20 protein-coding genes are annotated in these 23396 nt (G+C 72.1%); 4 read left to right on the top strand and 16 right to left on the bottom strand.

Annotated features, from left to right (window positions below; all coding sequences use genetic code 11):
* Positions 1-32: 32 nt before the first annotated feature.
* Positions 33-3050: a putative bifunctional diguanylate cyclase/phosphodiesterase gene (locus ABEA82_RS31165; RefSeq protein ID WP_345665070.1), complete on the bottom strand. Its 3018-nt coding sequence runs from the start codon at positions 3048-3050 to the stop codon at positions 33-35.
* A 422-nt stretch (positions 3051-3472) separates the two neighbouring features.
* On the bottom strand, positions 3473-4423 hold the full coding sequence (locus ABEA82_RS31160) for a 2-hydroxyacid dehydrogenase (RefSeq protein WP_345665069.1): 951 nt from the start codon (positions 4421-4423) through the stop codon (positions 3473-3475).
* Positions 4424-4500: 77 nt separating this feature from the next.
* On the opposite strand from ABEA82_RS31160, the gene ABEA82_RS31155 reads away from it, so the two are divergent.
* Positions 4501-5499, top strand: a complete 999-nt coding sequence (locus tag ABEA82_RS31155; RefSeq protein WP_345665068.1) for an aldo/keto reductase — start codon at positions 4501-4503, stop codon at positions 5497-5499.
* A 148-nt stretch (positions 5500-5647) separates the two neighbouring features.
* Positions 5648-6817, top strand: a complete 1170-nt coding sequence (locus ABEA82_RS31150; protein WP_345665067.1) for a PQQ-dependent sugar dehydrogenase — start codon at positions 5648-5650, stop codon at positions 6815-6817.
* 6 nt (positions 6818-6823) lie between these two features.
* On the opposite strand, the gene ABEA82_RS31145 is transcribed toward ABEA82_RS31150, so the two are convergent.
* The 7 genes from ABEA82_RS31145 to ABEA82_RS31115 form a co-directional block, all read right to left on the bottom strand.
* Positions 6824-7006 (bottom strand): DUF6191 domain-containing protein, encoded by a 183-nt coding sequence (locus ABEA82_RS31145; RefSeq protein WP_345665066.1) that lies wholly within the window; start codon positions 7004-7006, stop codon positions 6824-6826.
* A 49-nt stretch (positions 7007-7055) separates the two neighbouring features.
* Positions 7056-10142: a helix-turn-helix transcriptional regulator gene (locus ABEA82_RS31140; RefSeq protein WP_345665247.1), complete on the bottom strand. Its 3087-nt coding sequence runs from the start codon at positions 10140-10142 to the stop codon at positions 7056-7058.
* A gap of 134 nt (positions 10143-10276) precedes the next feature.
* On the bottom strand, positions 10277-10462 hold the full coding sequence (locus ABEA82_RS31135; RefSeq protein WP_345665064.1) for a hypothetical protein: 186 nt from the start codon (positions 10460-10462) through the stop codon (positions 10277-10279).
* Between the two features lie 200 nt (positions 10463-10662).
* On the bottom strand, positions 10663-11199 hold the full coding sequence (locus ABEA82_RS31130; RefSeq protein WP_345665063.1) for a hypothetical protein: 537 nt from the start codon (positions 11197-11199) through the stop codon (positions 10663-10665).
* 35 nt (positions 11200-11234) lie between these two features.
* The gene (locus ABEA82_RS31125; protein ID WP_345665062.1) at positions 11235-11807 is read right to left on the bottom strand and encodes a GNAT family N-acetyltransferase; all 573 of its coding nucleotides are present in this window, start codon (positions 11805-11807) and stop codon (positions 11235-11237) included.
* Positions 11785-14031 (bottom strand): MMPL family transporter, encoded by a 2247-nt coding sequence (locus ABEA82_RS31120; RefSeq protein WP_345665061.1) that lies wholly within the window; start codon positions 14029-14031, stop codon positions 11785-11787. Before ABEA82_RS31120 ends, ABEA82_RS31125 begins: the two co-directional genes overlap by 23 nt.
* Positions 14032-14188: 157 nt before the next feature.
* Positions 14189-14596 (bottom strand): hypothetical protein, encoded by a 408-nt coding sequence (locus ABEA82_RS31115; RefSeq protein WP_345665060.1) that lies wholly within the window; start codon positions 14594-14596, stop codon positions 14189-14191.
* Positions 14597-14802: 206 nt separating this feature from the next.
* On the opposite strand from ABEA82_RS31115, the gene ABEA82_RS31110 reads away from it, so the two are divergent.
* The gene (locus ABEA82_RS31110; protein ID WP_345665059.1) at positions 14803-15606 is read left to right on the top strand and encodes an SAM-dependent methyltransferase; all 804 of its coding nucleotides are present in this window, start codon (positions 14803-14805) and stop codon (positions 15604-15606) included.
* 66 nt (positions 15607-15672) lie between these two features.
* On the opposite strand, the gene gatB is transcribed toward ABEA82_RS31110, so the two are convergent.
* From gatB to ABEA82_RS31080, 6 genes are all read right to left on the bottom strand, one after another.
* Complete coding sequence (gene gatB, locus ABEA82_RS31105; RefSeq protein WP_345665058.1) at positions 15673-17187, bottom strand: Asp-tRNA(Asn)/Glu-tRNA(Gln) amidotransferase subunit GatB; 1515 nt, start codon at positions 17185-17187, stop codon at positions 15673-15675.
* 15 nt (positions 17188-17202) lie between these two features.
* Positions 17203-17442, bottom strand: a complete 240-nt coding sequence (locus tag ABEA82_RS31100) for a hypothetical protein (protein WP_345665057.1) — start codon at positions 17440-17442, stop codon at positions 17203-17205.
* The gene (gene gatA, locus ABEA82_RS31095) at positions 17439-18932 is read right to left on the bottom strand and encodes an Asp-tRNA(Asn)/Glu-tRNA(Gln) amidotransferase subunit GatA (RefSeq protein WP_345665056.1); all 1494 of its coding nucleotides are present in this window, start codon (positions 18930-18932) and stop codon (positions 17439-17441) included. Before gatA ends, ABEA82_RS31100 begins: the two co-directional genes overlap by 4 nt.
* Before the next feature lie 6 nt (positions 18933-18938).
* Positions 18939-19235, bottom strand: a complete 297-nt coding sequence (gene gatC, locus ABEA82_RS31090; protein WP_031117542.1) for an Asp-tRNA(Asn)/Glu-tRNA(Gln) amidotransferase subunit GatC — start codon at positions 19233-19235, stop codon at positions 18939-18941.
* Positions 19236-19333: 98 nt separating this feature from the next.
* Positions 19334-19825, bottom strand: coding sequence for a cupin domain-containing protein (locus ABEA82_RS31085; protein WP_345665055.1), 492 nt, complete (start codon positions 19823-19825; stop codon positions 19334-19336).
* A gap of 34 nt (positions 19826-19859) precedes the next feature.
* Positions 19860-20231 (bottom strand): DUF4267 domain-containing protein, encoded by a 372-nt coding sequence (locus ABEA82_RS31080; protein WP_345665054.1) that lies wholly within the window; start codon positions 20229-20231, stop codon positions 19860-19862.
* 95 nt (positions 20232-20326) lie between these two features.
* Here ABEA82_RS31080 and ABEA82_RS31075 point away from each other — a divergent pair, with 95 nt between their 5' ends.
* Positions 20327-20911, top strand: coding sequence for a TetR/AcrR family transcriptional regulator (locus tag ABEA82_RS31075; RefSeq protein WP_345665053.1), 585 nt, complete (start codon positions 20327-20329; stop codon positions 20909-20911).
* 146 nt (positions 20912-21057) lie between these two features.
* Here the strand turns inward: ABEA82_RS31075 and ABEA82_RS31070 are convergent, their stop codons facing one another.
* Positions 21058-23346, bottom strand: a complete 2289-nt coding sequence (locus ABEA82_RS31070) for a putative bifunctional diguanylate cyclase/phosphodiesterase (protein ID WP_345665052.1) — start codon at positions 23344-23346, stop codon at positions 21058-21060.
* Positions 23347-23396: the final 50 nt, after the last annotated feature.

Genomic DNA, 23396 nt, shown 5'->3' with positions numbered 1-23396 from the left:
GCACAGACCCTCCCCCCGGCACACACTCACTGTCAAGTGGGTGGGACGGGAGTCTCATTATGTGAGCGAAGGACCGTGCCGCCTCCGATGACGGCCGACACGCCCGAGCTGTACACCCGCGGGGACCCGCCCGCGAACGCCGGCTCGGCCGGTCCGTTCGGCACCGGATAGTGGCCGGAGGTGAGCGCGCGGCGCAGCCGGTACTCGTCGAGCGGCCCGGAGAACGCCATGCCCTGCCCGTGGGTGCAGCCCATCGCGCGCAGGGCGACGACCTGGTCGGGCAGGTCCACCCCGTCGGCCACGGTCTTCAGCCCGAGGTCGTTGGCGATGCGCAGCAGCCCACTGGTGATCTTGTACAGCCGGGCGGACTCGACGACGCCCTCGACCAGGCCGCGGTCGAGCTTCAGCACGTCGACGGGGAGCCGCCTGAGGGTCGTGAGCGCACCGTAGCCGCTGCCGAACCCGTCGAGCGCGATCCGGACCCCGACCCGCCGCAGGGCACCCAGACGCCGCTCCAGCTCGTCCAGGGAGACCCTCGGGTCGGCGTCGGACAGCTCGATGATCAGCGACCCGGACGGCAGCCCGTGCCGCGTGAGCAGCGCCTCGATGGTGCCGAGCGGCATCGACCGGTCCAGCAGCCGGCGGGCGCTCATCCGGACGACGACCGGCACGGACAGCCCGGTCGCATGCCGCTCGGCGGCCTGTTCGACGGCCTCCTCGATCATCCAGCGGCCCAGTTCGGCGGTCTTGTCGCTGTCCTCCGCCACGCGCAGGAACTCCGCGGGCGTGAAGAGCACTCCCTGGGAGGAGCGCCAGCGCGCCTGCGCGCAGACCGACGTGATCCGGCCGTCCGACAGACGCACCACCGGCTGGTGCAGCAGGGCGAACTCGCCGTCGTGCAGCGCGGCCCGCAGGCGCGTGGCCAGCTCCGCCTTGCGTACGACGTCCTGCTGCATCTGGGGCTTGTACAGCTCGACGCGCCCCTTGCCGCCCGCCTTGGCGCGGTACATGGCCAGGTCGGCGTTGCGCAGCAGTTCGCCGGCGCCGAGGCCCTGTTCCGCGAAGGCGACGCCGATGGAGGCGTTGACCCGGACGTCGTTGCCGTCGATGAGGTACGGCTGGGACAGCGTCGTCCTGAGGCGGTCGGCGAGCTCCAGGATGTGCCGCTGCCGGGCTTCCCGGTCACGGGTGTTGTCCCCGACGATCAGGGCCGCGAACTCGTCGCCGCCCAGCCGGGAGGCGGTGTCGCCCTGCCGGACCGACTCGTGGAGTCGGCGGGCGGCCTGCACGAGCAGTTCGTCCCCGGCCTGGTGCCCGATGGTGTCGTTGACGGCCTTGAAGCCGTCGAGGTCGATGAAGAGCACGGCCGTGTTCCGCAGGGCCGCGCCCCGGTCGGAGGCGCGGCGGCCCGAGAGCGCGTGCTGGACGCGTTTGGTGAACAGGGCGCGGTTGGGCAGGTCCGTGAGCGGGTCGTGCTCGGCGTTGTGCTGCAACTGGGCCTGCAGCCGCACTCGCTCGGTCACGTCTCTGCTGTTGAAGATGAGGCCGCCGTGATGGCGGTTGACGGTCGACTCGACGTTCAGCCAGCCCTCGTCCCCCGACCGGAAGCGGCACTCGATGCGGGTGGTGGGTTCCTCGACGGGGTCGGCGGCGAGGAAGCGCCGCACCTCGTGCACGACGCAGCCGAGGTCCTGCGGATGGATGAGATTGGCCAGTTCGGTACCCACCAGCTCCTCCGCCGGGCGGCCGTACACACCGGCGGCGGCCGGGGAGACGTAGCGCAGGACGCCGCTGGGTGCGGCGATCATGATGACGTCGCTGGAGCCCTGCACGAGGGAGCGGAAGTGGTTCTCCTTCTGGGCCAGCTCCTGGGTGAGGGTGATGTTGTCGAGCAGCATGATGCCCTGGCGCACGACGAGCGCGAGCACCACCGTGCCCCCGGTCAGCAGGACCACGCGGTCGACGCTGCGGCCGTTGAGGACGTTGTAGAGGATGCCCAGGGTGCACACGGCTGCCGCGAGGTACGGCGTGAGGGCGGCGAGGGAGCCGGCGATGGGCCGGGCTGCCGGGTACCGGCTGTGCTCGCCCCCTGGCAGGGACGGAGGGTGGTGCGGGCCGCTGCGCTGCCCGGGCACGTGCTCGTGCACCACGCGGGTGTGTCCCGCCGTCTGCCGGTCCGGGCCGTGCTGCCGGTCGGCGTCCGGCATGCGGGACGCGGCCCACGGGGCGTACGCCAGGAGCAGTGAGCCGGCGAACCAGCCCGCGTCGAGCAGCTGCCCGGAGCGGTAGTCGTGGTGCAGCAGCGGCGAGGTGAACAGCGCGTCGCACATCACGGTCAGCGCGAGGGCGCCGATGGCGGTGTTGACCGCCGAGCGGTTCACGGCGGACCGCCGGAAGTGCAGTGCGAGCACCATGCTGACCAGCGCGATGTCGAGCAGCGGGTACGCCAGCGACAGCGCGATGTGCGCCACGCCGGGGCCTTCCGACTTCGCGGCCTGGGCGAGGGCGAGGCTCCACGCCAGGGTGAGCAGCGAGCCGCCGATCAGCCAGGCGTCGAGCCCGAGGCAGACCCAACCGGCCTTGGTCACGGGCCGCTTGGCGAACACGAGCAGCCCGACGATCGCGGGCGGCGCGAAGCACAGGAAGAACAGGTCGGCGTAGCTGGGACTGGGCACGGGCAGCCCCAGAACGACCTCGTACCACCCCCAGACCAGGTTGCCCAGGGACGCCATCGCCGAGGAGCGGCCGAACAGCAGCCAGGCCGGTCGAAAGCGGGTGCGGCGGTTCCGGGCGCAGAGGAAGCACGACACGGCGGCCGTGCCCGCGGCGGCGCTCAGCCCGAAGTCACCCATGATCAGGGCCACTTCGTACGAACCCCAGCCGAACGCGGCACCGATGGCGTATCCCGCGCAGACCAGGGCGAGGACGAGTCGCAGGGCCAGGCCCGGCCGGCGGCCGGGGACCGGCGGAGGGGGCGGCAGCACGGCCGGTGACGGAGGCTGGGCCCGCAGCGTCCCGTCGAGCGTGGGTGTGGTCGGGGGCGCGCTCACCGGGCCCTCCCGGTCCGTGCCGCTCCCGGGCCCCGCAGGCGCGGGTGCGCCTGGGCACGCCTTCCGCGGCTGCCGGACCCGCGGTGGTGATGGCCGTGGTCCGTGTCATGGTCACTGCGGCGGATGTGGTGGCCGGCGTGATCGGCGTGATGGCCGCTTCTGCCCGCGGCCGTCCGCCAGGGTCGCCGCCGGCAGCCCCGTCCCGTCGGATCGCTCGTCCATAGGCCGTGCATCGCCTGTCGCCCCCCTCACAGTCCGAAGTGTCCGTCCCCCGGCGCCGAACGGTCCGCGGCGCTGCCCCTGTCGGGACGATACACCAGTCTCGTCACTCAGGGACATAGGTTCTCTACTCTGCGTGACGATCAACAGATATATGAGTACCCACCGCGCCCGAAGGATTGCGGACGGTACCCAAGGTCGGATCAGTCGGTTGATGCACCCGTCGTCAGGATCACGTTGCGGAGCGGCTCCCGGTTCACATAACGGTTCAACTGGTCCACCAGGAGCCGCTCGGCGCGCGGCAGGAACGCGGAGGTGGGACCGCCGACATGAGGGCTGACGAGTACCCCCGGCGCACGCCACAGCGGGTGTTCGCGCGGCAGGGGCTCGGGGTCGGTGACGTCCAGGGCGGCCGTGATACGGCCACTCTCCAGCTCGGCGAGCAGGGCCTTTGTGTCGACGACGGGGCCGCGGGCGACGTTGACCAGGAGCGCGCCGTCCTTCATCCGGGCCAGGAAGTCGGCCCCCGCCAGGCCACGGGTGGTCACGCTGAGCGGGGTGGACAGGATGACGACGTCCGCCTCCGGGAGCAGCGCGGGGAGTTCGGTGAGCGGATGCACCGGCCCGCGCGCCGTGGTGCGCTCAGAGCGCGCGACGCGCGCCACCCGCGCGACCTCGAACGGAACGAGCCGGTCCTCGATGGCCGCGCCGATCGACCCGTACCCGACGATGAGGACGTTCTTGTCGGCGAGCGCGGGCCGGAATCCGGCCAGCCACTCCCCCCGGTCCTGCGCCCGGACGAAGTCGGGGACGCCGCGCAGCGAGGCCAGGATCAGGGTGAGGGTGAGCTCCGCGGTGCTGGCCTCGTGCACTCCGCGCGCGTTGCACAGCCGCACGCCCGCAGGGAGGTGCCTGATCCCCGGCTCGACGTGGTCGATCCCGGCGGACAGGGTCTGCACGACCTGCACATGACTCATCGCTGGCATGGGCCGTACGCACAGCGGGCTGGGCTTCATGTAGGGGACGACGTAGAAGGCGCAGTCGGCCGGGTCCGCGGGGTACTCCTCCTCGCCGTTCCAGAAGCGGTAGGCGGGGCCCTCGGGGAGTCCCTCGATCTCGTCCGGCGGGATGGGCAGCCACACGTCAGCAGTCATGCTCTGGAGGCTATGTCAGGAGCGCGCCACACCAGAGGTTAGGTTGGGGTGGCCGGAACAGGGAGGGTCACGACCAGGTGGAGCGCAGGACGATCGGCGCGGCGGCACTCGCGGTGGGGGCCGTCGGACTGGGGTGCATGCCGATGAGCTGGGCGTACAGCGCGTCGCTGCGGCGTGGCGACGAGTCGCTCAGGGCGGTGCACCGGGCGCTGGACCTCGGTGCGTCCCTGTTGGACACGGCCGACATGTACGGCCCGTTCACCAACGAACTGCTGGTGGGGCGGGCGTTGAAGGAACGGCGGTCCGACGCGTTCGTGTCGACGAAGGTCGGTCTGCTCGTGGGTGACCAGCACATCGTCGCCAACGGCCGCCCCGGGTACGTCAGGCGGGCCTGCGACGCGTCGCTGCGCCGGCTCCAGACGGACGTCATAGACCTCTACCAGCTGCACCGGGCCGACCCGGAAGTCCCCGTGGAGGAGACGTGGGGCGCGATGGCGGAGCTCGTCCGGGCCGGGAAGGTACGGGCGCTGGGCCTGTGCGCGGTGGGCGCGCGGGCCGGCCGGCGCTCCGGGGCCCGGGTGCACGACGCGACGATCCGGCAGCTGGAGCGGGTGCAGCAGGTCTTCCCCGTGAGCGCGGTGCAGGCGGAGCTGTCGGTGTGGTCACGGGAGGCGCTGGAGACACTGCTGCCGTGGTGCGAGACGCGGGGCATAGGCTTTCTGGCCGCGATGCCGCTCGGCAACGCCTTCCTGACCGGCAGGCTGCGGCCCGGCGCGGGGTTCGAGGTGGACGACCTCCGGGCCCGGCACCCCCGCTTCACGGGCGAGATGATGGCCGCGAACCAGCCGATCGTCGCCGGCCTGCGCCGGGTGGCCCGCCGGCACGGCCCCCACGTCACGCCCGCTCAGGTCGCCCTCGCCTGGATACTCGCGCAGGGCCGCCACGTCGTCCCGGTCCCGGGCACGAAGCAGGAGCGCTGGGTCACGGAGAACACGGCCGCGACGCGGCTGCGCCTGACGGCCGAGGATCTGAGAGAGGTCGCGTACCTGCCGCCGGCCCAGGGGTCGTGGGACTGATCCGATCCGGCGGACGGGCGACCGGCGGGGAGTGTTCGGGGCAAACCCGTGCAGGGTGCCGCGTTCGCGGGCCCGGGGTTCCGTGATCGGGAACTTGGCAGGCGCGGCAGGGGTATGACAAGGAGAACCCGTCCGCGCCGAAGGGACCATGATCGTGCAACGTCGAGCCGTGCCGGCCGTGTTGGCCGCCGCCGCGCTCCTGCTGACGGCCGGCTGCTCCTCCGAGGGCGGAGGGACGTCCGGCGGCGACGCCGCCGCCTCCCCCAGCCGTTCGGCACCCCGGTCGTCCGCTCCGGGGCAGGCCGCCGGGGAGACGCCTGCCGCCAAGGGCTCGGTGAAGGTGGTGCGCACCGTCGCCGAGGGTCTGGACTCGCCCTGGGGACTCGCCCCCGTGCCGGGCGGCGGTCTGCTCGTCTCCTCCCGGGACGACGGGACGGTCCTCCGGGTCGACGAGAAGACCGGGAAGAAGACCGAGCTGGGCGAGGTACCGGGAGTCTCGGCCGCCGGAGAGGGCGGTCTGCTCGGGATCGCCCTGTCCCCCGACTTCGCCTCGGACCGCATGGTCTACGCGTACTTCACCTCGGCCTCCGACAACCGCGTCGTCCGCATGCTGTACGACGAGAAGAAGCCCGCCGGTGAGCAGCTCGGCGCTCCGGACACGGTGTTCAAGGGCATCCCGAAGGGCTTCATCCACAACGGCGGGCGGATCGCGTTCGGCCCGGACAAGATGCTGTACGTCGGCACGGGCGAGAGCGGTGACACGGGCCTGTCCCAGGACAAGGACTCGGTGGGCGGCAAGATCCTGCGGCTGACCCCGGAGGGCGAGCCGGCGCCGGGCAACCCGTTCCCCGAGTCGCCGGTGTACTCGTACGGGCACCGCAATGTGCAGGGCCTCGCCTGGGACGGCGAGCAGCGGCTGTTCGCCTCGGAGTTCGGCCAGGACACCTGGGACGAGCTCAACGCGATCAAGCCCGGGGACAACTACGGCTGGCCGGAGGCCGAGGGCACATCCGACGACAAGCGGTTCCACAACCCGGTCGACCAGTGGAGGACGGCCGAAGCCTCCCCGAGCGGCATCGCCCACGCCGAGGGGTCGATCTGGATGGCGGGGCTGCGCGGCAAGCGGCTGTGGCGCATCCCGCTGAACGGCACCGCGGCCTCGGCCGAACCCCAGGCCTTCCTGGAGGGCGAGTACGGCCGGCTGCGCACGGTGGTCGCGGCGGGCGGCGACCGGCTGTGGCTGGTGACCAGCAACACGGACGGCCGGGGCGCTCCGAAGGACGGGGACGACCGGATCCTGGAGCTGCGGGTGACGTAGGCCCGCTCAGTCCTCGGTCCGGCCGGGCTCCTGCGGCGGGCGGACGACGACCTTCCCGGACGCCAGGTCGATCGGGCCGCGTCCGGGGTCGCCGTCGCCGACGTCCTCGCGGGTCAGTTCCAGGCGTTTCTGCTCGTCGCGGGTGTGTTTGCGGCCGGGTGAGAAGAGTTCCTCGAAAACGTTGAACACGGATCCTCCCTGAACCGTGACACCCCCGACGTCCTTTACAGCGTAAACCTCAGCCCGCCGAACCGGGCATGACGGAATCGGCCGGAAAAAGCCCCAGCCGGTGCGCGAGCGCCGCCGCCTCGCCCCGGCCGGAGACGCCGAGCTTCGCCAGGATGTTGGAGACGTGGACGCTCGCGGTCTTCGGGGAGATGAACAGTTCCTCGGCTATCCGGCGGTTGGTGTGGCCGGCGGTGACCAGGCGCAGCACGTCCCGCTCCCGGCTGGTGAGCCCCAGTGCCCCGGCCCGGTCCGCGGGGGCGGCGGCCGGTTCCGGGCCGGATGTGAGCGGGAGGCGGGCCCGCTGGGCGAGGGCTGCGGCGGCGTCGGCGAGCGGTCGGGCCCCGAGGTGGCGGGCGACGGCGTGGGCGAGGCGCAGCAGTTCTGTTGCCCGGTCGCGCTCGTCGTACTCGCCGCCGCCCGTGAGCAGGGACTCGGCCAGCCGGTACCGGACGCGGGCGAGGTCGTAGGGCCGCTCCAGGGGTTCGAAGGCGGTGACCACCTGCGACCAGGTGTCCGGGGTGCTCCGGCCCTCGGCGCGCAGGAGTTCGGCGCGTACCCACTGCTCGTGGGCGAGCCAGACGGGGGCGTTCGTGGTGAGGCGCTTGACCGCCTCGAAGATGCCCGCGAGCACTTCCTCGCGGCCGTCCCGCGCCGCGGGCAGCGTCCGGGCGTCGGCCTCGGCCGTGGCCGCTTCGAGCAGCAGCGGCCAGGCGTAGCGCTGGGTGCCGGGCGGGAAGCCGGACGTGAGGGCGCGGGCCAGTTCGGCGCGGGCGTCGGCGAGGCGGCCCTCGGCGACGGCGACCCTGATCGTGAGGCAGGCGATCGGGAGGTCGTGCTGCGGCATGGGGTCGTGCGGGCCGTAGGAGGCGCGGCCCTCGGCGAGGTGCCGGGCGGCCTCGGGCACCTGGCCGCGGGCGAGCGCGAGGAAGGCCCGGTGGATCGCCGCGGCCCCCTGCGGACCGGCCGACTGCCCGCGCCGCTGAGCGTTGACCGCCGCCTCGGCCGCCTCGTCCCAGCGGCCCAGGGAGATGAGCGACTCGGCGAGATTGCCCCAGACCCAGCCCTCGGCGTCCCGCAGTCCCATCCGGCCGGTGAGCACCAGGCCCTCGCGCAGGATGCCGACGGCCTCCTCGGAGCGGCCGATGCCTTCCAGGGTGGACGGCAGGTTCACATGGCTGCGCCCGGCGATCGCCGCGAGACCCCGGGCGACCACCTCGTCCTTGACCTCGAAGAGGTGGGTGAGCCCGGCCTCGATCTGCCCGGCCTCGACCATGAGGCCGCCGAGCGTGAGCCGGGCGTTGGACGCGATGTCGTCGGCGCCCACCATGCGCGCGTACTCCACGGCCCGTTCGGCCGCCGTCAGCGCCTCCGGACCGGGCCGGTGGAGCATCGACCAGTGGGCGACCGTGGCGAGCACCTCGGCGTGCACCTCGGACGGCGGCAGGCCGCGGACCAGGTCCTGGGCGGTGGCGATCTCCTTCCAGCCGTCGCCGCGGGCGAGGCTCTGCACCAGCCGGGAGCGCTGGATCCAGAACCAGGCGGCGCGGTGCGGGTCCCCCCTGCTCGAACGCAGCTGAGAGCTTGAGGGAGGGCCGTCCTCCTCGTCCAGCAGGCGCAGCGCCCGCTTGGTGATCTTCAGGGCGCGCTCGCGCTCCCCGCAGAGCCGTCCGGCCACGGCCGCCTCGGCCAGCAGGTCGAGGGTCCCGCCGCGCCGTTCGGGCAGCTCCAGCGGGTAGGCCTCGGCGAAGTCGGCGGGGCGCAGGGTGCGGCGTACGGTGTCGGGGGCGGCGTCCCACAGTTCCATCGCCCGTTCCAGCAGCCGCAGTTGCTCGGAGTAGGCGTGGCGGTGGCGGGCCTCGACGGAGGCGTCGAGGACGGCGGGCAGGGCCTTCGCCGGGTCGTGGGCGTGGTACCAGTAACTGGCCAGGCGCGTCGCGCGCTGGTCGGCGGGGACGAGGGTCGGGTCGCTCTCCAGGGCTTCGGCGTAGCGGCGGTTGAGGCGGGAGCGTTCGCCCGGGAGCAGGTCGTCGCTGACGGCTTCTCTGACCAGGGAGTGCCGGAAGCGGTAGCCGTCGCCGCCGGGCGCGGGGGCCAGGATGCTGGCGTTCACGGCGGTCCGCAGCGCCTCGATGAGGTCGTCCTCGGCGAGCCGGGCGACGGCGGACAGCAACCGGTACTCGACGGTGGAGCCGCCCTCGGCGACGATCCGGGCGACCTGCTGGGCGGTCTCCGGCAGCCGTTCCACGCGGACCAGGAGCAGGTCGCGCAGGGAGTCGGTCAGACCCGTGCGGCAGCCCTCGTGGGCGGCGACGGCGAGTTCCTCGACGAAGAAGGCGTTGCCGTCGGAGCGTTCGAAGATCGCGTCGACCTGGTCCGCGTCGGGTTCCTGGGCGAGGATGCCGGCGACCTGGAGGCACACCTCCTCGCGGTTGAAGCGGGCGAGTTCGATGCGGCGGACGGTGCGCAGACGGTCGAGTTCGGCGAGCAGGGGCCGCAGCGGGTGACGGCGGTGGATGTCGTCGGAGCGGTAGGTGGCGAGGACGACGAGGCGGCCGGTGCGCAGGGTGCGGAAGAGGTAGGAGAGCAGGTGCCGGGTGGAGGCGTCGGCCCAGTGCAGGTCCTCCAGGGCGAGGACGACGGTGTGCTCGGCGGCGACGCGTTCCAGCAGGCGGGCGGTGAGCTCGAAGAGGCGGGCCATGCTGTCCTCGTCGTGCCGGGCCGCCTCACGCGCGGCCGCGGTGCCGATCTCCGGGAGCAGCCGGGCCAGTTCCTCCTCCTGCCCGGCCGCCGCGGCGGCGAGTTGCGCGGGCAGTTCGCGGCGCAGGGCGCGCAGGGCCGTGGAGAACGGCGCGAACGGCAGTCCGTCGGCGCCGATCTCGACGCAGCCGCCGAGCGCGACGACCGCGCCCCGGCGGCGGGCGGCACCGGCGAACTCCTCCAGGAGGCGGGTCTTGCCGACTCCGGCCTCGCCGCCGATGAGCAACGCCTGGGGGTCGCCGCCGGCGGCACCGGCGAGCACCTCGTCCAGCGTGCCCAACTCGGCGGCCCGGCCGACGAACACGGGACTTACGGACCTGGTCTCCACGGCCCCGAGCATCGCATGCGGGTCCGACAGCACGGCACCGGTTTTCGCACGACCGGCGGCTGTTTCCGTCCGGTCGGCAACGACACCGGCGCCCGCGGCCGCTCCCTCGGGGACGGCCGGGGCGCCGGGTGGTGCCGTCGTGGTGTTCACGCCGCCCTGGCGAAGGGGTGCCTGCGGAAGCGGCGGCTATGGCTCTCGTGCTCGGCGGATCCTTGGGCGGCTTCGCGGCGGGCGGCGCGGCGGGCGCGGGCGGCCTCGCGGACCTGGCGCTCGTGGTCGGCCCGGCGGATGAGGTCGGCGGTGCGCATCTGCTGCATCTCGTACTCGTACATGGCGTGTCCTCGGTGAGATTCGAGTGGAAGGGCTTCGCTTTCTGCGATGCCCCCACCTTCGTCTCCCAGGCGGGGCGGCCACATCGGGAGAGTTCCGCATCTTCGGCGGGCGCATGGGGCCTTAGACACGAATGAGGGGCCTCAGATGCTCCGTAAGGTGCTTACGGCGCCTCTGAGGCCCCTCGGGTTTGCGCGCCGGCTCAGCCAGCGGACGGCAGTCCGAGCAGGATGCCGGTGTACTTGAGGACGGCCAGGAACAGGCCGATCACGCCCAGCGCGACACCCGCCCAGGCGACCGACTTGATCCAGGGGGCCTGGATCCTGCCGGGCGTGCCGAACGCGGGCCGGGCGAGCGTCACGACGCCGACGACCAGCGCGAGCAGCGCGAACAGGCCGCCCCACAGGGCGGTGGCCTGCCAGGCGTCGCCGTAGACCGCCTGGATCTGCTTGGCCACGCTCGCACCCTGTGCGGTCTGCAGCTGACCGACGAGGTTCTGGCGGGCGGCGGCGATGGTTCCGAGCCAGCTGCCGGTGAGCGAGACGACGCCCAGCGCGGCGGAGACCACGGCCGCGGCGCCCTGTCCGACGCCGGAGGGGCTCGCGTCCTTGGTCTCGGCGGCCTCGGCCGCGGCCGGGACCTCGGTCTCGGTCGCCTCGTCGGACTTGGTGGTGTCCACCGCCTTCTCGTCGGTCGTGGCCTCGGTGGCCTCGGTCTCGTCCACTGCGTTCGTTGCCATGTCTCGCACCGTAGGGTCGCTGTCTGAGAAGTCTCTTAATGATCGTTGTGAGCGGCACGCGCGCGTGCCTCGCGCCACTCGGGCGCCAGCACGGACCAGACTTCGAGATCGTGCCGTACGCCACGATAGGGGTGCGCCTCGCGCCGCACACCGTCGCGGGTCATGCCCAGGCGCTGGGCCACCTTCAGACTCGGCTGGTTGCCCGAGGCGGCGACCCACTCGACGCGGTGGATGCCGCGCTGTTCCACCGCCCAGTCGATGAGGACGTGCATCGCACGTGTGACGAGGCCACGCCCGGTCCCGGCGGGCTCCAGCCAGCAGCCGACCTCGCAGTTGCCGGCCGCGGCGTCGAAGTTCAGGAACAGCACGCCGCCCACGAGCTTGCCGTTCAGCCACAGGCCGTGCAGGGAGCGTGTGTCGGCCGCGCGCATGTCGGCGTAACCCTGGAGCATGGCCCGCGCGGACACCACGTCCGTCTCCCGCGACCCGAAGTCGATGAACTGCCCGATGAAGTCCCTGCCCCGCTCCAGGTGCGCGAAGAACTCCTCGGCGTGCCAGGGCTCAAGGGGTCTCAGCTCGGCGCCGTCACCCAGGGATATCGCGTACATCCGGCTGCCGCTCCTCCTCCGCCAGGACGTCCGCCACCTCGGCGTCCGTCGCGGCGGCCAGCCTCTCATGGGCGGCACGGCACTCGGGCGGTTCGATGCTGATGCGCGGCAGGCGCTTGTCGAGCCAGCGGGGCAGCCACCAGTTGGCGCCGCCGAGCAGGTGCATCAGGGCGGGCACGAGCAGCGTGCGCAGCACGAAGGCGTCCAGGGCGACGGCCGCGGCCAGGGCGATGCCGAACATGGCGATCACACGGTCGCCGCTGAGGACGAACGCCAGGAAGACGGAGATCATGATGACCGCCGCCGAGTTGATCACCCGGCTGGTCTCCGCGAGGCCGACCCGGACGGCACGCCGGTTGTCGCCGGTCTCCAGCCACTCCTCGTACATCCGGCTGACCAGGAAGACCTGGTAGTCCATGGAGAGGCCGAAGAGCACCGACACCATGATCACGGGCAGGAAGGGCTCGATGGGCCCCGCGCTGCCGAGGCCGAGCAGTTCGCTGCCCCAGCCCCACTGGAACATCGCGACGACCACCCCGAAGGCGGAGGCCACGGCCGCGACGTTCATCGCGGCGGCCTTCAGCGGGATGCCGATCGACCGGAAGGCCAGCAGGAGCAGCAGACAGCCCAGGCCGATGACGACCCCGACGAAGAGGGGCAGCTTGGAGACGATGACGTCGGCGAAGTCGTCGTAGCCGGCCGTCAGACCGCCCACCTGCACGTCGAGCGAGGTGCCCGACTCGGCGCGCGGCAGCACCTCGTCGCGCAGCCGGTCGACGAGGTCGCTGGTCTGCTTCGACTGCGGGGAGGACTCCGGTACGACGGTGAGGTAGGCGGTGTCTCCGCCCGAGTCGAACGTCACGGGGGTCACCGAGGCGACGCCCTCGGTGGCGCGGAGTGTGCCGTCGAGGTTGTCCAGGGCGAGCCGGTCGTCGGCTCCGCCGACCTTCGTGACGAGGGTGAGCGGGCCGTTCACGCCGGGTCCGAAGCCGTCGGCGACCAGGTCGTAGGCCTGGCGGGTGGTGGACGTCCTGGGGTCGTTGCCCTGGTCGGAGGTGCCCAGGTGCAGGGAGAGCGTGGGCAGTGCGAGGACGGCCATGACCGCCAGGGCGACCGCACCGAGCACCTTGGGGTGACGCTCCACGAACGCCGACCAGCGGGCGGCGAAGCCGGTGGGCAGCTCGGGCTCGGGCCCGTGCTCGGCCAGACGGCGCCGCTCGCGGCGGCTGAGCGCGCGCATGCCGATGACGGAGAGCAGCGCGGGAAGCAGCGTCACGGACGCCGCGACGGTGAGGATCACGGTCAGGCTGGCCGCTATGGCGACGCCGTTGAGGAAGCCCAGCCGGAGGATCAGCATGCCCAGCAGGGCTATGCAAACGGTGGCACCCGCGAACACGACCGCTCGTCCCGTGGTCGCGACGGCGTTCGTGGCCGCCTCCGTGACGGACTGCCCGCGTTTCAGGCCGCGCCGGTGTCTCGTCACGATGAACAGCGCGTAGTCGATGCCGACGCCGAGCCCGATCAGCATGCCGAGCATGGGCGCGAAGTCGGCGACGGTCATGGCGTGCCCGAGCAGCACGATCCCGGCGTAGGCGGTACCGACGCCGACCAGGGCGGTGGCGATGGGCAGCAGCGAGGCGGCGAGCGAGCCGAAGGCGAGGAACAGCACCACCGCGGCGACGACCACGCCGACGATCTCGGCGACGTGCCCGCCGGAGGTCCCGGTGAGCTCGACGGCGCTGCCGCCCAGTTCCACCTGGAGCCCGTCGGTCTCGGCGCTCTTGGCGGTGTCCACGACGGCCTGCGCCTCGGACTTGCCGATGTCCTGGGCCTGCTCGTCGAAGGTGACCGTGGCGTACGCCGTACGGCCGTCCGCGCTGATCCGGCCGGTGCCCGGGCCGTCGTAGGGGCTGGTCACGGAGGCCACGCCGGGCAGGTTCCCGACGCGGTCCAGGGTGCGGGTCATGGTCTGCTCGACGTCGGCGGCGCGGACGCTGCCGGACGTGGTGTGCCAGACGACGGTGTCACTGTCGCCGCCGAGCCGCGGGAAGCCCTCGTGCAGCAGCTGGGTGGCGCGGCCCGACTCGGTGCCCGGGACCTGGTAGTCGTTCGAGTAGGCGGAGCCCGCGACGGCGGCGCCCGAGGCGACCCCCGCCAGGGCGAGGAGCCACAGCAGAACGGTGACCATACGGCGTTGGACACACCAGCGTGCGAGGGCTGCCACGGAACGTGCTCCCAGGGTGAATTTTTCGGATCTTCGGCCGGGAGCAGTCGTCCACGAACTGAACAGCCAGCAAAGAACGCATGAGCAATGCGCAGCCACTCTTACAGGCGTAAGAGATCGTTTGTCGGTTTCGTGGGCTTATTCACAGCGGCCGTGATCAGTCGAACTGGTCCCCCAGCGCCATCACCATCACCCCCGCGATCAGCAGCCACAGCGCCCGCCGGGTGCGTCCCCGGGAGCCCAGCACGGCGGCGAGAGCACAGACCGCCGCCCCGCCGGCGTACGCGGCCGGGACGAGCGCGGTCACTGAGCGGGTGAGGCGGAGCAGCGCCGCGGCCAGTCCCGCGAGGGTCAGCAGGGCGCCGGTCCCGGCCGCGGTCCAGCGGGCTCGCCGCGCGTCCTCTTCCGTTTCCGCGACCTCGGCCTCGGTCTCATCCGTGGCCTCGGCACCTTCCTCCTCCATGACCTCGGCCTCGGTCTCTTCCGTGACCTCTGCCTCCTCCGTGACCTCGGCCTCTGCCTCCGGTATCTCCGGGCCGGGGTCGGAATCAACGCGTCCACTCATGGCCGAGACGGTAGCGCGTCGTGAAGGAAAACCAGCTGGCGGAAAACCAGGTGCGGGGCCGCAAGGCCGCCTGTTAGCGTCCCGCGGTCCGAGGAAACGCCCGCGGCGCCCCGCCGCCCGGCCGAAGCAGGTGCATTGTTTGACGGTCCGACCGAGCTCCGACGCATCCCTTTTCTTCCTCAAGGACTCAAGGAGCCCGTCCACCGATGTCGGACATCACTTCCCGGACCTCGAACGACCCCCTCACTGACCGTGTGAGCCACCCCGGCTACCCGCGCAGCAACGACTACGACGCCCGCTGGACCGTCGAGAACCAGATGGGCCCGCACGCGCTGTGGCTGCTGGAGTGGCTGGCCCCGGCCCTGGGACTCGACACCCTGAGCCCCGGCTCGCGCGTGCTCGACCTGGGCTGCGGACGCGCCATGACGTCGATCTTCCTCGCCAGGGAGTACGACGCTCAGGTCACCGCGGCCGACCTGTGGGTCAAGCCCGACGACAACGCCCGGCGCATCGCCGAGGCGGGCGTGGCCGACCGGGTGCTGCCCGTGTACGCCGAGGCGCACGACCTGCCGTTCGGCGAGAACAGCTTCGACGCGATCGTCTCCATCGACGCGTACCAGTACTTCGGCACCAATGACCTGTACCTGCCCGAGCTGACGCGGCTGCTCAAGCCCGGCGGGCGGATCGGTGTCGTCGTACCGGCGCTGCGCGAGGAGATCGACGGCGTCGAGCCGCCGGAGCACCTCAAGCCGTACTGGGAGCCCGGTTTCTGGTGCTTCCACACGGCCGCCTGGTGGCGGCGCCACTGGACCCGCAGCGGGGCCGTGGAGGTCGAGACGGCCGACTGGCTCGAGGACGGCTGGCGCGACTGGCTGCGCTGGTGCGAGATCGTCGCCGACGAGCACACGGACGAGTGGCACATCCGGATGGCCGGCCAGTGCGCCGAGATGCTGCATCTCGACCAGGGCCGCACGCTGGGCTTCGTCCGGGTCGTCGGGCGTCGCCCGTAGAGCACACGCGCAGGGGGGATGCACCGGGTCCGGTGCATCCCCCCTGTGGGGTTTTCAGAGGTGAGGTCAGCCCTCGCTGACGCCCAGCTTCTGAAGGATCAGCTCCTTGACGCGTGCCGCGTCGGCCTGGCCCCGGGTCGCCTTCATGACCGCGCCGACCAGGGCGCCGGCCGCCGCCACCTTGCCGCCGCGGATCTTGTCCGCGACGCCCGGGTTGCCGGCGATCGCCTCGTCGACGGCCGCCGTCAGCGCGCCCTCGTCGGAGACGACCTTCAGACCGCGCTTGTCGACGACCTCGTCCGGGGTGCCCTCGCCCGCGAGGACGCCCTCGATGACCTGCCGGGCCAGCTTGTCGTTCAGGTCGCCCTTGGCGACCAGCTCGGTGACCCGGGCGACCTGCTGCGGCGTGATCGCCAGCTCGTCGAGCGCCTTGCCCGACTCGTTGGCGCTGCGGGCCAGCTCGCCCATCCACCACTTGCGGGCGGAGGCGGCGTCCGCCCCGGCCTCGATGGTGGCGACGATGGGCTCCAGCGCACCGGCGTTGAGGATCGCCTGCATGTCGGTGGCCGAGACGCCCCACTCCTCACGGAGCCGGCTGCGACGGACCAGCGGCAGCTCGGGCAGCCCGGCCCGCAGCTGTTCGACCCACTCGCGCGACGGGGCCACCGGGACGAGGTCGGGCTCCGGGAAGTACCGGTAGTCCTCGGCCTCCTCCTTCACACGGCCAGAGGTCGTCGACCCCGTGTCCTCGTGGAAGTGCCGGGTCTCCTGGATGATCGTGCCGCCGGAGGACAGCACGGCCGCGTGCCGCTGGATCTCGAAGCGGGCCGCGCGCTCCACGGACCTGAGCGAGTTGACGTTCTTCGTCTCGGAACGGGTGCCGAACTTCTCGGTGCCGTTCGGGCGCAGCGACAGATTCACGTCGCAGCGCATCTGGCCCATCTCCATCCGGGCCTCGGAGACGCCGAGCGCCTTGATGACCTCGCGGAGCTCACGGACGTACGCCTTCGCGACCTCGGGAGCACGCTCGCCCGCACCCTCGATCGGCTTGGTGACGATCTCGATGAGCGGGATGCCGGCGCGGTTGTAGTCCAGCAGGGAGTGGGACGCGCCGTGGATACGGCCGGTGGCGCCGCCGACGTGCGTCGACTTGCCGGTGTCCTCCTCCATGTGGGCGCGCTCGATCTCCACGCGGAAGGTCTCGCCGTCCTCCAGCTGCACGTCGAGGTAGCCGTTGAAGGCGATCGGCTCGTCGTACTGGGAGGTCTGGAAGTTCTTCGGCATGTCCGGATAGAAGTAGTTCTTCCGGGCGAAGCGGCACCACTCGGCGATCTCGCAGTTCAGCGCGAGGCCGATCTTGATCGCGGACTCGACGCCGGTCGCGTTGACGACCGGGAGCGCGCCGGGCAGGCCGAGGCAGACCGGGCAGGTCTGCGTGTTGGCGTCCTGGCCGAGGGCGGTCGAACAGCCGCAGAACATCTTGGTCTTGGTGCCGAGTTCGACATGGACCTCGAGGCCCATGACGGGGTCGTACGACGCGAGTGCTTCCTCGTACGACACCAGGTCGGTCGTGGTGGTCACGGTGAAACTTCCCTCTCAGCCCAGCAGGACGTCATCGTCGCCCAGCCGCTTCAGCTCGCGGTAGAGAATCGCGAGGCCGGTGACGATCGCGACGGCGGACACGGTGGCGTCGATCAGGACCAGCGTGTCCTTCTCGGCGCGGGCCTTCTTCAGCCGCTTGGCGACGCCGAGCGCGCCGAACGCGGTCCCGGCCATGGACAGGTACGTGCCGGACTTGGACTTCTTGAAGCCCTTGGCCTTGGTCAGTGCACTCACAGCGACGGAGCCTCCTCGATCAGCGGATGACCCCACTTTTCCACGAAGGCGGCCTCGACGGCGGCACCGACCTTGTACAGACGGTCGTCCTTCATGACCGGGGCGATGATCTGCAGTCCGACCGGGAGGTTGTCCTCCGGGGCGAGACCGCACGGCAGCGACATGGCCGCGTTGCCCGCCAGGTTGGTCGGGATGGTGCACAGGTCGGCGAGGTACATCGCCATCGGGTCGTCGGCGCGCTCGCCGATCGCGAAGGCGGTGGTCGGGGTCGTCGGGGAGACGATGACGTCGACCTGCTCGAACGCCTTGTCGAAGTCCTGCTTGATGAGCGTGCGGACCTTCTGGGCGCTGCCGTAGTAGGCGTCGTAGTAGCCGCTCGACAGGGCGTACGTGCCGAGCATGATGCGGCGCTTGACCTCGGGGCCGAAACCGGCCTCGCGGGTGAGGGAGGTGACCTCCTCGGCGGAGTGCGTGCCGTCGTCGCCGACCCGCAGGCCGTAGCGCAGGCCGTCGAAGCGGGCGAGGTTGGAGGAGCACTCGGAGGGCGCGATCAGGTAGTACGCCGACAGCGCGAGGTCGAACGACGGACAGTCCAGCTCGACGATCTCGGCGCCCAGCTCCTTCAGCAGCGCGACGGACTCGTCGAACCGCTGGATGACACCGGCCTGGTAGCCCTCGCCGCGGAACTGCTTGACGACGCCGACGCGCATGCCCTCGACGCTGCCGCCCAGGGCGGCCTCGACGACCGCCGGGACGGGCTCGTCGATGGAGGTCGAGTCGAGCGGGTCGTGCCCGGCGATGACCTCGTGCAGCAGGGCCGCGTCCAGGACCGTGCGGGCGCAGGGGCCGCCCTGGTCGAGGGAGGAGGAGAACGCCACCATGCCGTAGCGGGAGACCGCGCCGTACGTGGGCTTCACACCGACCGTGCCGGTGACGGCGGCCGGCTGGCGGATGGAGCCGCCGGTGTCGGTGCCGATGGCGAGCGGGGCCTGGAAGGAGGCGAGCGCGGCGGACGAACCGCCACCGGAACCGCCGGGGATCTTGGTCAGGTCCCAGGGGTTGCCGGTCGGGCCGTAGGCGCTGTTCTCGGTGGAGGACCCCATGGCGAACTCGTCCATGTTGGTCTTGCCGAGGATGACGACGTCGGCGGCCTTGAGGCGCTTGGTGACCGTCGCGTCGTAGGGCGGGACCCAGCCTTCGAGGATCTTCGAGCCGACGGTCGTGGGCACGCCCTCGGTGGTGAAGATGTCCTTGAGGGCGAGGGGAACACCGGCCAGCGGGCCGAGCTTCTCGCCCCTGGCCCGCTTCTCGTCGACGGCGCGGGCCTGGGCGAGGGCGCCCTCACGGTCGACGTGCAGGAAGGCGTGCACCTTCTCGTCGACGGCCTCGATGCGGGCGAGGTGGGCCTCGGTGACCTGGACGGCCGTGAGCTCGCCGGAGGCGATCCTGGCGGCGGTCTCGGCGGCCGTGAGCTTGATGATGTCGGTCATGGCTTGTTAGTCCTCCCCCAGGATCTGCGGCACCTTGAAACGCTGCTGCTCCTGGGCCGGGGCGCCGGAGAGCGCCTGCTCGGGGGTGAGCGAGGGACGGACCTCGTCCGGGCGCATGACGTTCGTCAGCGGGAGCGGGTGCGAGGTCGGCGGTACGTCTTGGTCGGCGACCTCGCTGACGCGGGCGACCGCGCCGATGATGTCGTCCAGCTGGCCTGCGAAGTGGTCGAGCTCTTCGGGCTTCAGCTCCAGACGCGCCAGCCGGGCGAGGTGGGCGACCTCCTCGCGCGTGATGCCAGGCATGCAGCGATCCTCTGGGGTGGTGAGTGAGTGTGGTTTGGCCCAATCCTATGGGGCCGGGGGCCGTGCCCGTGAAACGGTTTGCCGCCGGGGCCCGTCCGTCAGCGGCGCTCGTCCCAGGCCTTGCTGCGCAGGAAGTGGTTGTCGTACAGGTCCTGGACCTCCAGGAGGCTCTCCGGGGTGAGCTCGCCCAGGCGGATGCGCTGCAGGTGGCGGAAGTACTCGAAGCGCTCGACGCCCGGTGTGATGACGATGAGCAGGTCCGCCGGGGCGCCCGGGGCGGCGGCGAAGGCGTGCGGGCGGTCCGGCGGGACGATGATCAGGTCGCCCCGCTCGGCGGTGACCACGTCGTCACCGGAGAGCACCTCGGCGGTGCCGTCGAGCAGGTAGAACATCTCGGCGGAGTGGTGGTGCACGTGCGGGTGGGCACCGTCGGCGCCCTCGGCGAGGGTGACGCGCACGGTGGACAGCGCGCCACCGCTGGCACTGCTGTCGGCCAGCAGCCGTACGGCGACGGGGTCGCCCCCGACCACCTCGGCCTCGGCGTCACGGACCAGGACGGTCTCGTCGAACCTCGGTACGAACAGCGACATCTGGTGACTCCCCCTGGCTCGTCTGCGGGTGCCGTCAGACCGTGAAGAGCAGTCCGGCGCTGATCAGGACAATGATCGCGGTGGCGAAGTGGACCCCGAACGCCACGGCCTTCTTACCGCCGTTGCGCAGGACTATCAGGCAGTCGCCGAACGGGATGATCGCCACGCTCAGCATCAACCATGCCTCGGCGTGCGCGCCGGCGAAGGCCAGCACCGCGAGGCCGACCACACCGAGGGTGCCGTCCCGCAGCCCCTTGATCGAGAGGTAGGCCCCGGCGTCGCCCGCGGGGTCGGCCGGGACGCCGTAACCGGCGGCGGCGGGGCCCGGCCGGAACAGGAACCGGTAGCCGAGGAACAGGCAGAACAGGTTGAGCAGGACGGCCAGGGTGTAGGCGGTGACGGTCATGTCGGACTCCTTCGTCGTGTTGCTAGCAACGCTAGCGGCAAGAGCGAAGCTAGCAGAGCGTCGACAGTTTGGCTAGCACTGCTAGAATTTCTGGCATGTCGATCCAGACGCGCCGAGAGCGCGAACGAGCGGAACGCGAGCGGCTGATCGTCACGGCCGCCCGGGAGCTGGCCGAGGCGGAGGGCTGGGACGCGGTGACGACGCGCCGCCTGGCGGCGGAGATCGAGTACAGCCAGCCCGTCCTCTACAGCCACTTCAAGGGCAAGGACGCGATCATGGCGGCGGTCGCGGTGGAGGGTTGCGCCGAGCTGGCGGCGGAGCTGCGCGCCGCGCGAGAGGCGTCCGACGGCACACGGGCCGGTCTTGCGGCGGTGGGCGAGGCGTACACGGCCTTCGCGCGGCGGCGGCCGGCTCTCTACGACGCGATGTTCACGCACGCCGTGCCGCTGCCGTTCGCCACCCCGGAGGCACCGGCGGCCCTGTGGGACGCCTTCAACGAGCTGTCCGCGGCGGTGGAACCGGCCGCGGCCGAGGGTGACGATCCGGGCCTGCTGACGGAGACGTACTGGGCGAGCCTCCACGGCCTGGTCACGTTGATGCGCAGCGGACGCCTGCCGGAAGGCGCGCACGACAGGCGCCTGGAACTGTTGATCGGACACTTCGCGGCGGGAGCGAGCTGAGGTCGCGAGCCGGAGCGTGGGGGGGCCGACGGCGTGGGCCGGGCAGGCAGCCGACGCGGGGGGCCGAAGGGGGAACGCCCGTTTCTCCGCCCGCGTGAACGGGTGGGGCGGTGGCCCGGCGGGCTGTTCCTCGGTGGCCCGGCGGGCTACTCCTCGGTGGCCGCCGCCGGCAGGGCGGCGCGGGGGCGCTGCCACCCGCGGGAGCCTCGGGCGCGGAGCCAGGCCGTGGTCTCGTCCGGGGGCATCGCGGCGGCGACCAGCCAGCCCTGGACGGCGTCGCAGCCGAGGTCGCGCAGGCGTTCCCAGGTCTCGTCGTCCTCGACACCCTCGGCGACGACGAGCAGGCCGAGGGAGTGCGCGAGGTCGACCGTGCAGCGCACGATCTCGGCGTCCTCGGTGTCGACCGCGAGCCGGGCGACGAACGAGCGGTCGATCTTCAGCTCGCTGACCGGGAGCCGCCGCAGGTGCACCAGCGACGAGTAACCCGTGCCGAAGTCGTCCAGGGACATCTTCACGCCGTGTGCGGTCAGGCCGTTGAGGGTGTCGGCGGCGCGCTGCGGGTCCTCCAGGAGGACGTGTTCCGTTATCTCCAGTTGGAGCGCTCCCGCGGGCACACCGTGCCGGGCCAGCCGGGCGGCGACCGAGCCGGCGAAGCCGGGGGTGTGGACGTCGCGCGGGGAGACGTTGACCGCGACCGGGACGAACAGGCCCTGGGCCCGCCAGCGTGCGACCTGGCCGAGCGCGGTCTCCAGGACGTACTCGGTGAGGTGGGGCATCAGGCCCGAGGACTCGGCGATCGCTATGAACTCGTCCGGCGGCACCTTGCCCCGCTCGGGGTGCACCCAGCGGACCAGGGCTTCCAGGCCGGCGACCTGTCCGTCGAAGCGGACCTTCGGCTGGTAGTGCAGTTCCACCTCGTGGGCGTCCAGCGCCCTGCGGAGGTCTCCCAGCAGCCCGAGCCGGTCCGGGGTGTTGGAGTCGCGCTTGGACTCGTAGACCTCTACGCCCGTACGGTCGCGCTTCGCCTGGTACATCGCGACGTCCGCCCGGCGCAGCAGCCCCTCGGCGTCCAGGGCGTGGTCGGGGAAGACGGCGACCCCGGCGCTGGCCTCCAGGACGAGGGTGAGGCCGTCGAGGTCGAGCGGGGAGCTGAGCGCGGTGACCAGGGTGCGGGCGACCTGGGTCGCGGACGTCGTGGAGTCGGCGACGGGGAGTAAGACGGCGAACTCGTCCCCGCCGAGCCGGGCGGCCTCCGCCCCGCGCGGCAGCGCCACCCGCAGCCGGTCGGCGATCTGCAACAGCAGCCGGTCACCGGCCAGATGACCGAGGGTGTCGTTGACCGACCGGAAACGGTCGAGGTCGATCAGCATCAGGGCGGCGCGGGCGTCGATGCGCTCGGCGTCGTCCAGCGCCGTCCAGATGCGCTCCAGCAGCCACTGGCGGTTGGGCAGTCCCGTCAGCGGGTCGCGCAACTGCTCCTCGGCCCGGGCCCGGGCGATCCAGAGCGTGGAGTCCAGCGCGATGAGCGGAATGGAGAACAGCGGCAGCAGGATCGGCTTGGCCACGGCCACCACGCACACCAGCGGCGCGATGCCCAGCAGCGCGACCGCGACCAGGCCCTGTCTGACCAGGGCGGTGCGGGCGACGGTGGGCAGGCCGGGGCGCGGGGCGTGCAGGTACCAGAGCAGGACGCGGCTGACGGCCAGGTAGGCGAGGGCGACCAGGGCCACTTCGGGTGCGGTGTAGAGCGTCCAGCCGTCCGGGTGGGAGGGGGCCTCGACGGACGGTACGGATCCGAAGGCGCCGAGCACCAGGGCGCCCGCGCCGATGCCGAGGAGGTCGACCGCCCCGTGGAGGATGCCCTGGCGCCAGCGGTTGCGGCGGGCGACGCCGACCAGCACGACGACCGTGAGGCTGACCATGCCGGCCGGCAGCCAGCCGTAGATCAGCAGCACGGCGAGGGTGAGAGCGGCGCCCGAGCCGGTGCCGCCCCACCAGCGGGAGCGGCCCAGCATGACCAGGTGACCGACGATGATGCCGGTCAGCACGGCCAGCGCCCAGCCGGCCGTGCCGGACGGGAAGAGCGCGTGGCCGCCGGTGAAGGCGCGGTAGAAGCCGGCGCCCAGGACGAATCCGGCCGCCGCGACGATTGCCGCGGGCAACGCTGGCCAGGACTGGTGCCGTTCGGAGTCCGCGTCCGGGCCCGTGCCCGTCAGCCCGGTGGCGTGTTCGGTGACCGGCTGTGTGGTGCCGCGGCCGTCCGCCGCGGCGCGCCCCCCGGCACCGCGCGGGTCCGCGGTGTACTGTCCGACGGCGCGCACCTCCACGCCCGGACGCCCCGCCGGCCGTCCGGCCCCACGGACTGCACGCCATACGACCGCCATGCGGCGCAGGCGCAGCCGTGAGCCCGGCACGGCGCTCTCGGTCGGTTCCATTCCCGTCCCTCTCACAGCCGGCGGTGCCCACGCCACGCGGCCCGGTGCCC

Origin of the sequence: Streptomyces venetus (assembly GCF_039540295.1) — a bacterium.
GTDB classification, from domain to species: Bacteria; Actinomycetota; Actinomycetes; order Streptomycetales; family Streptomycetaceae; genus Streptomyces; species Streptomyces venetus.
The sequence above is the reverse complement of the archived record's forward strand: the minus strand, read 5'-3'. Positions and strand labels throughout refer to the sequence as shown.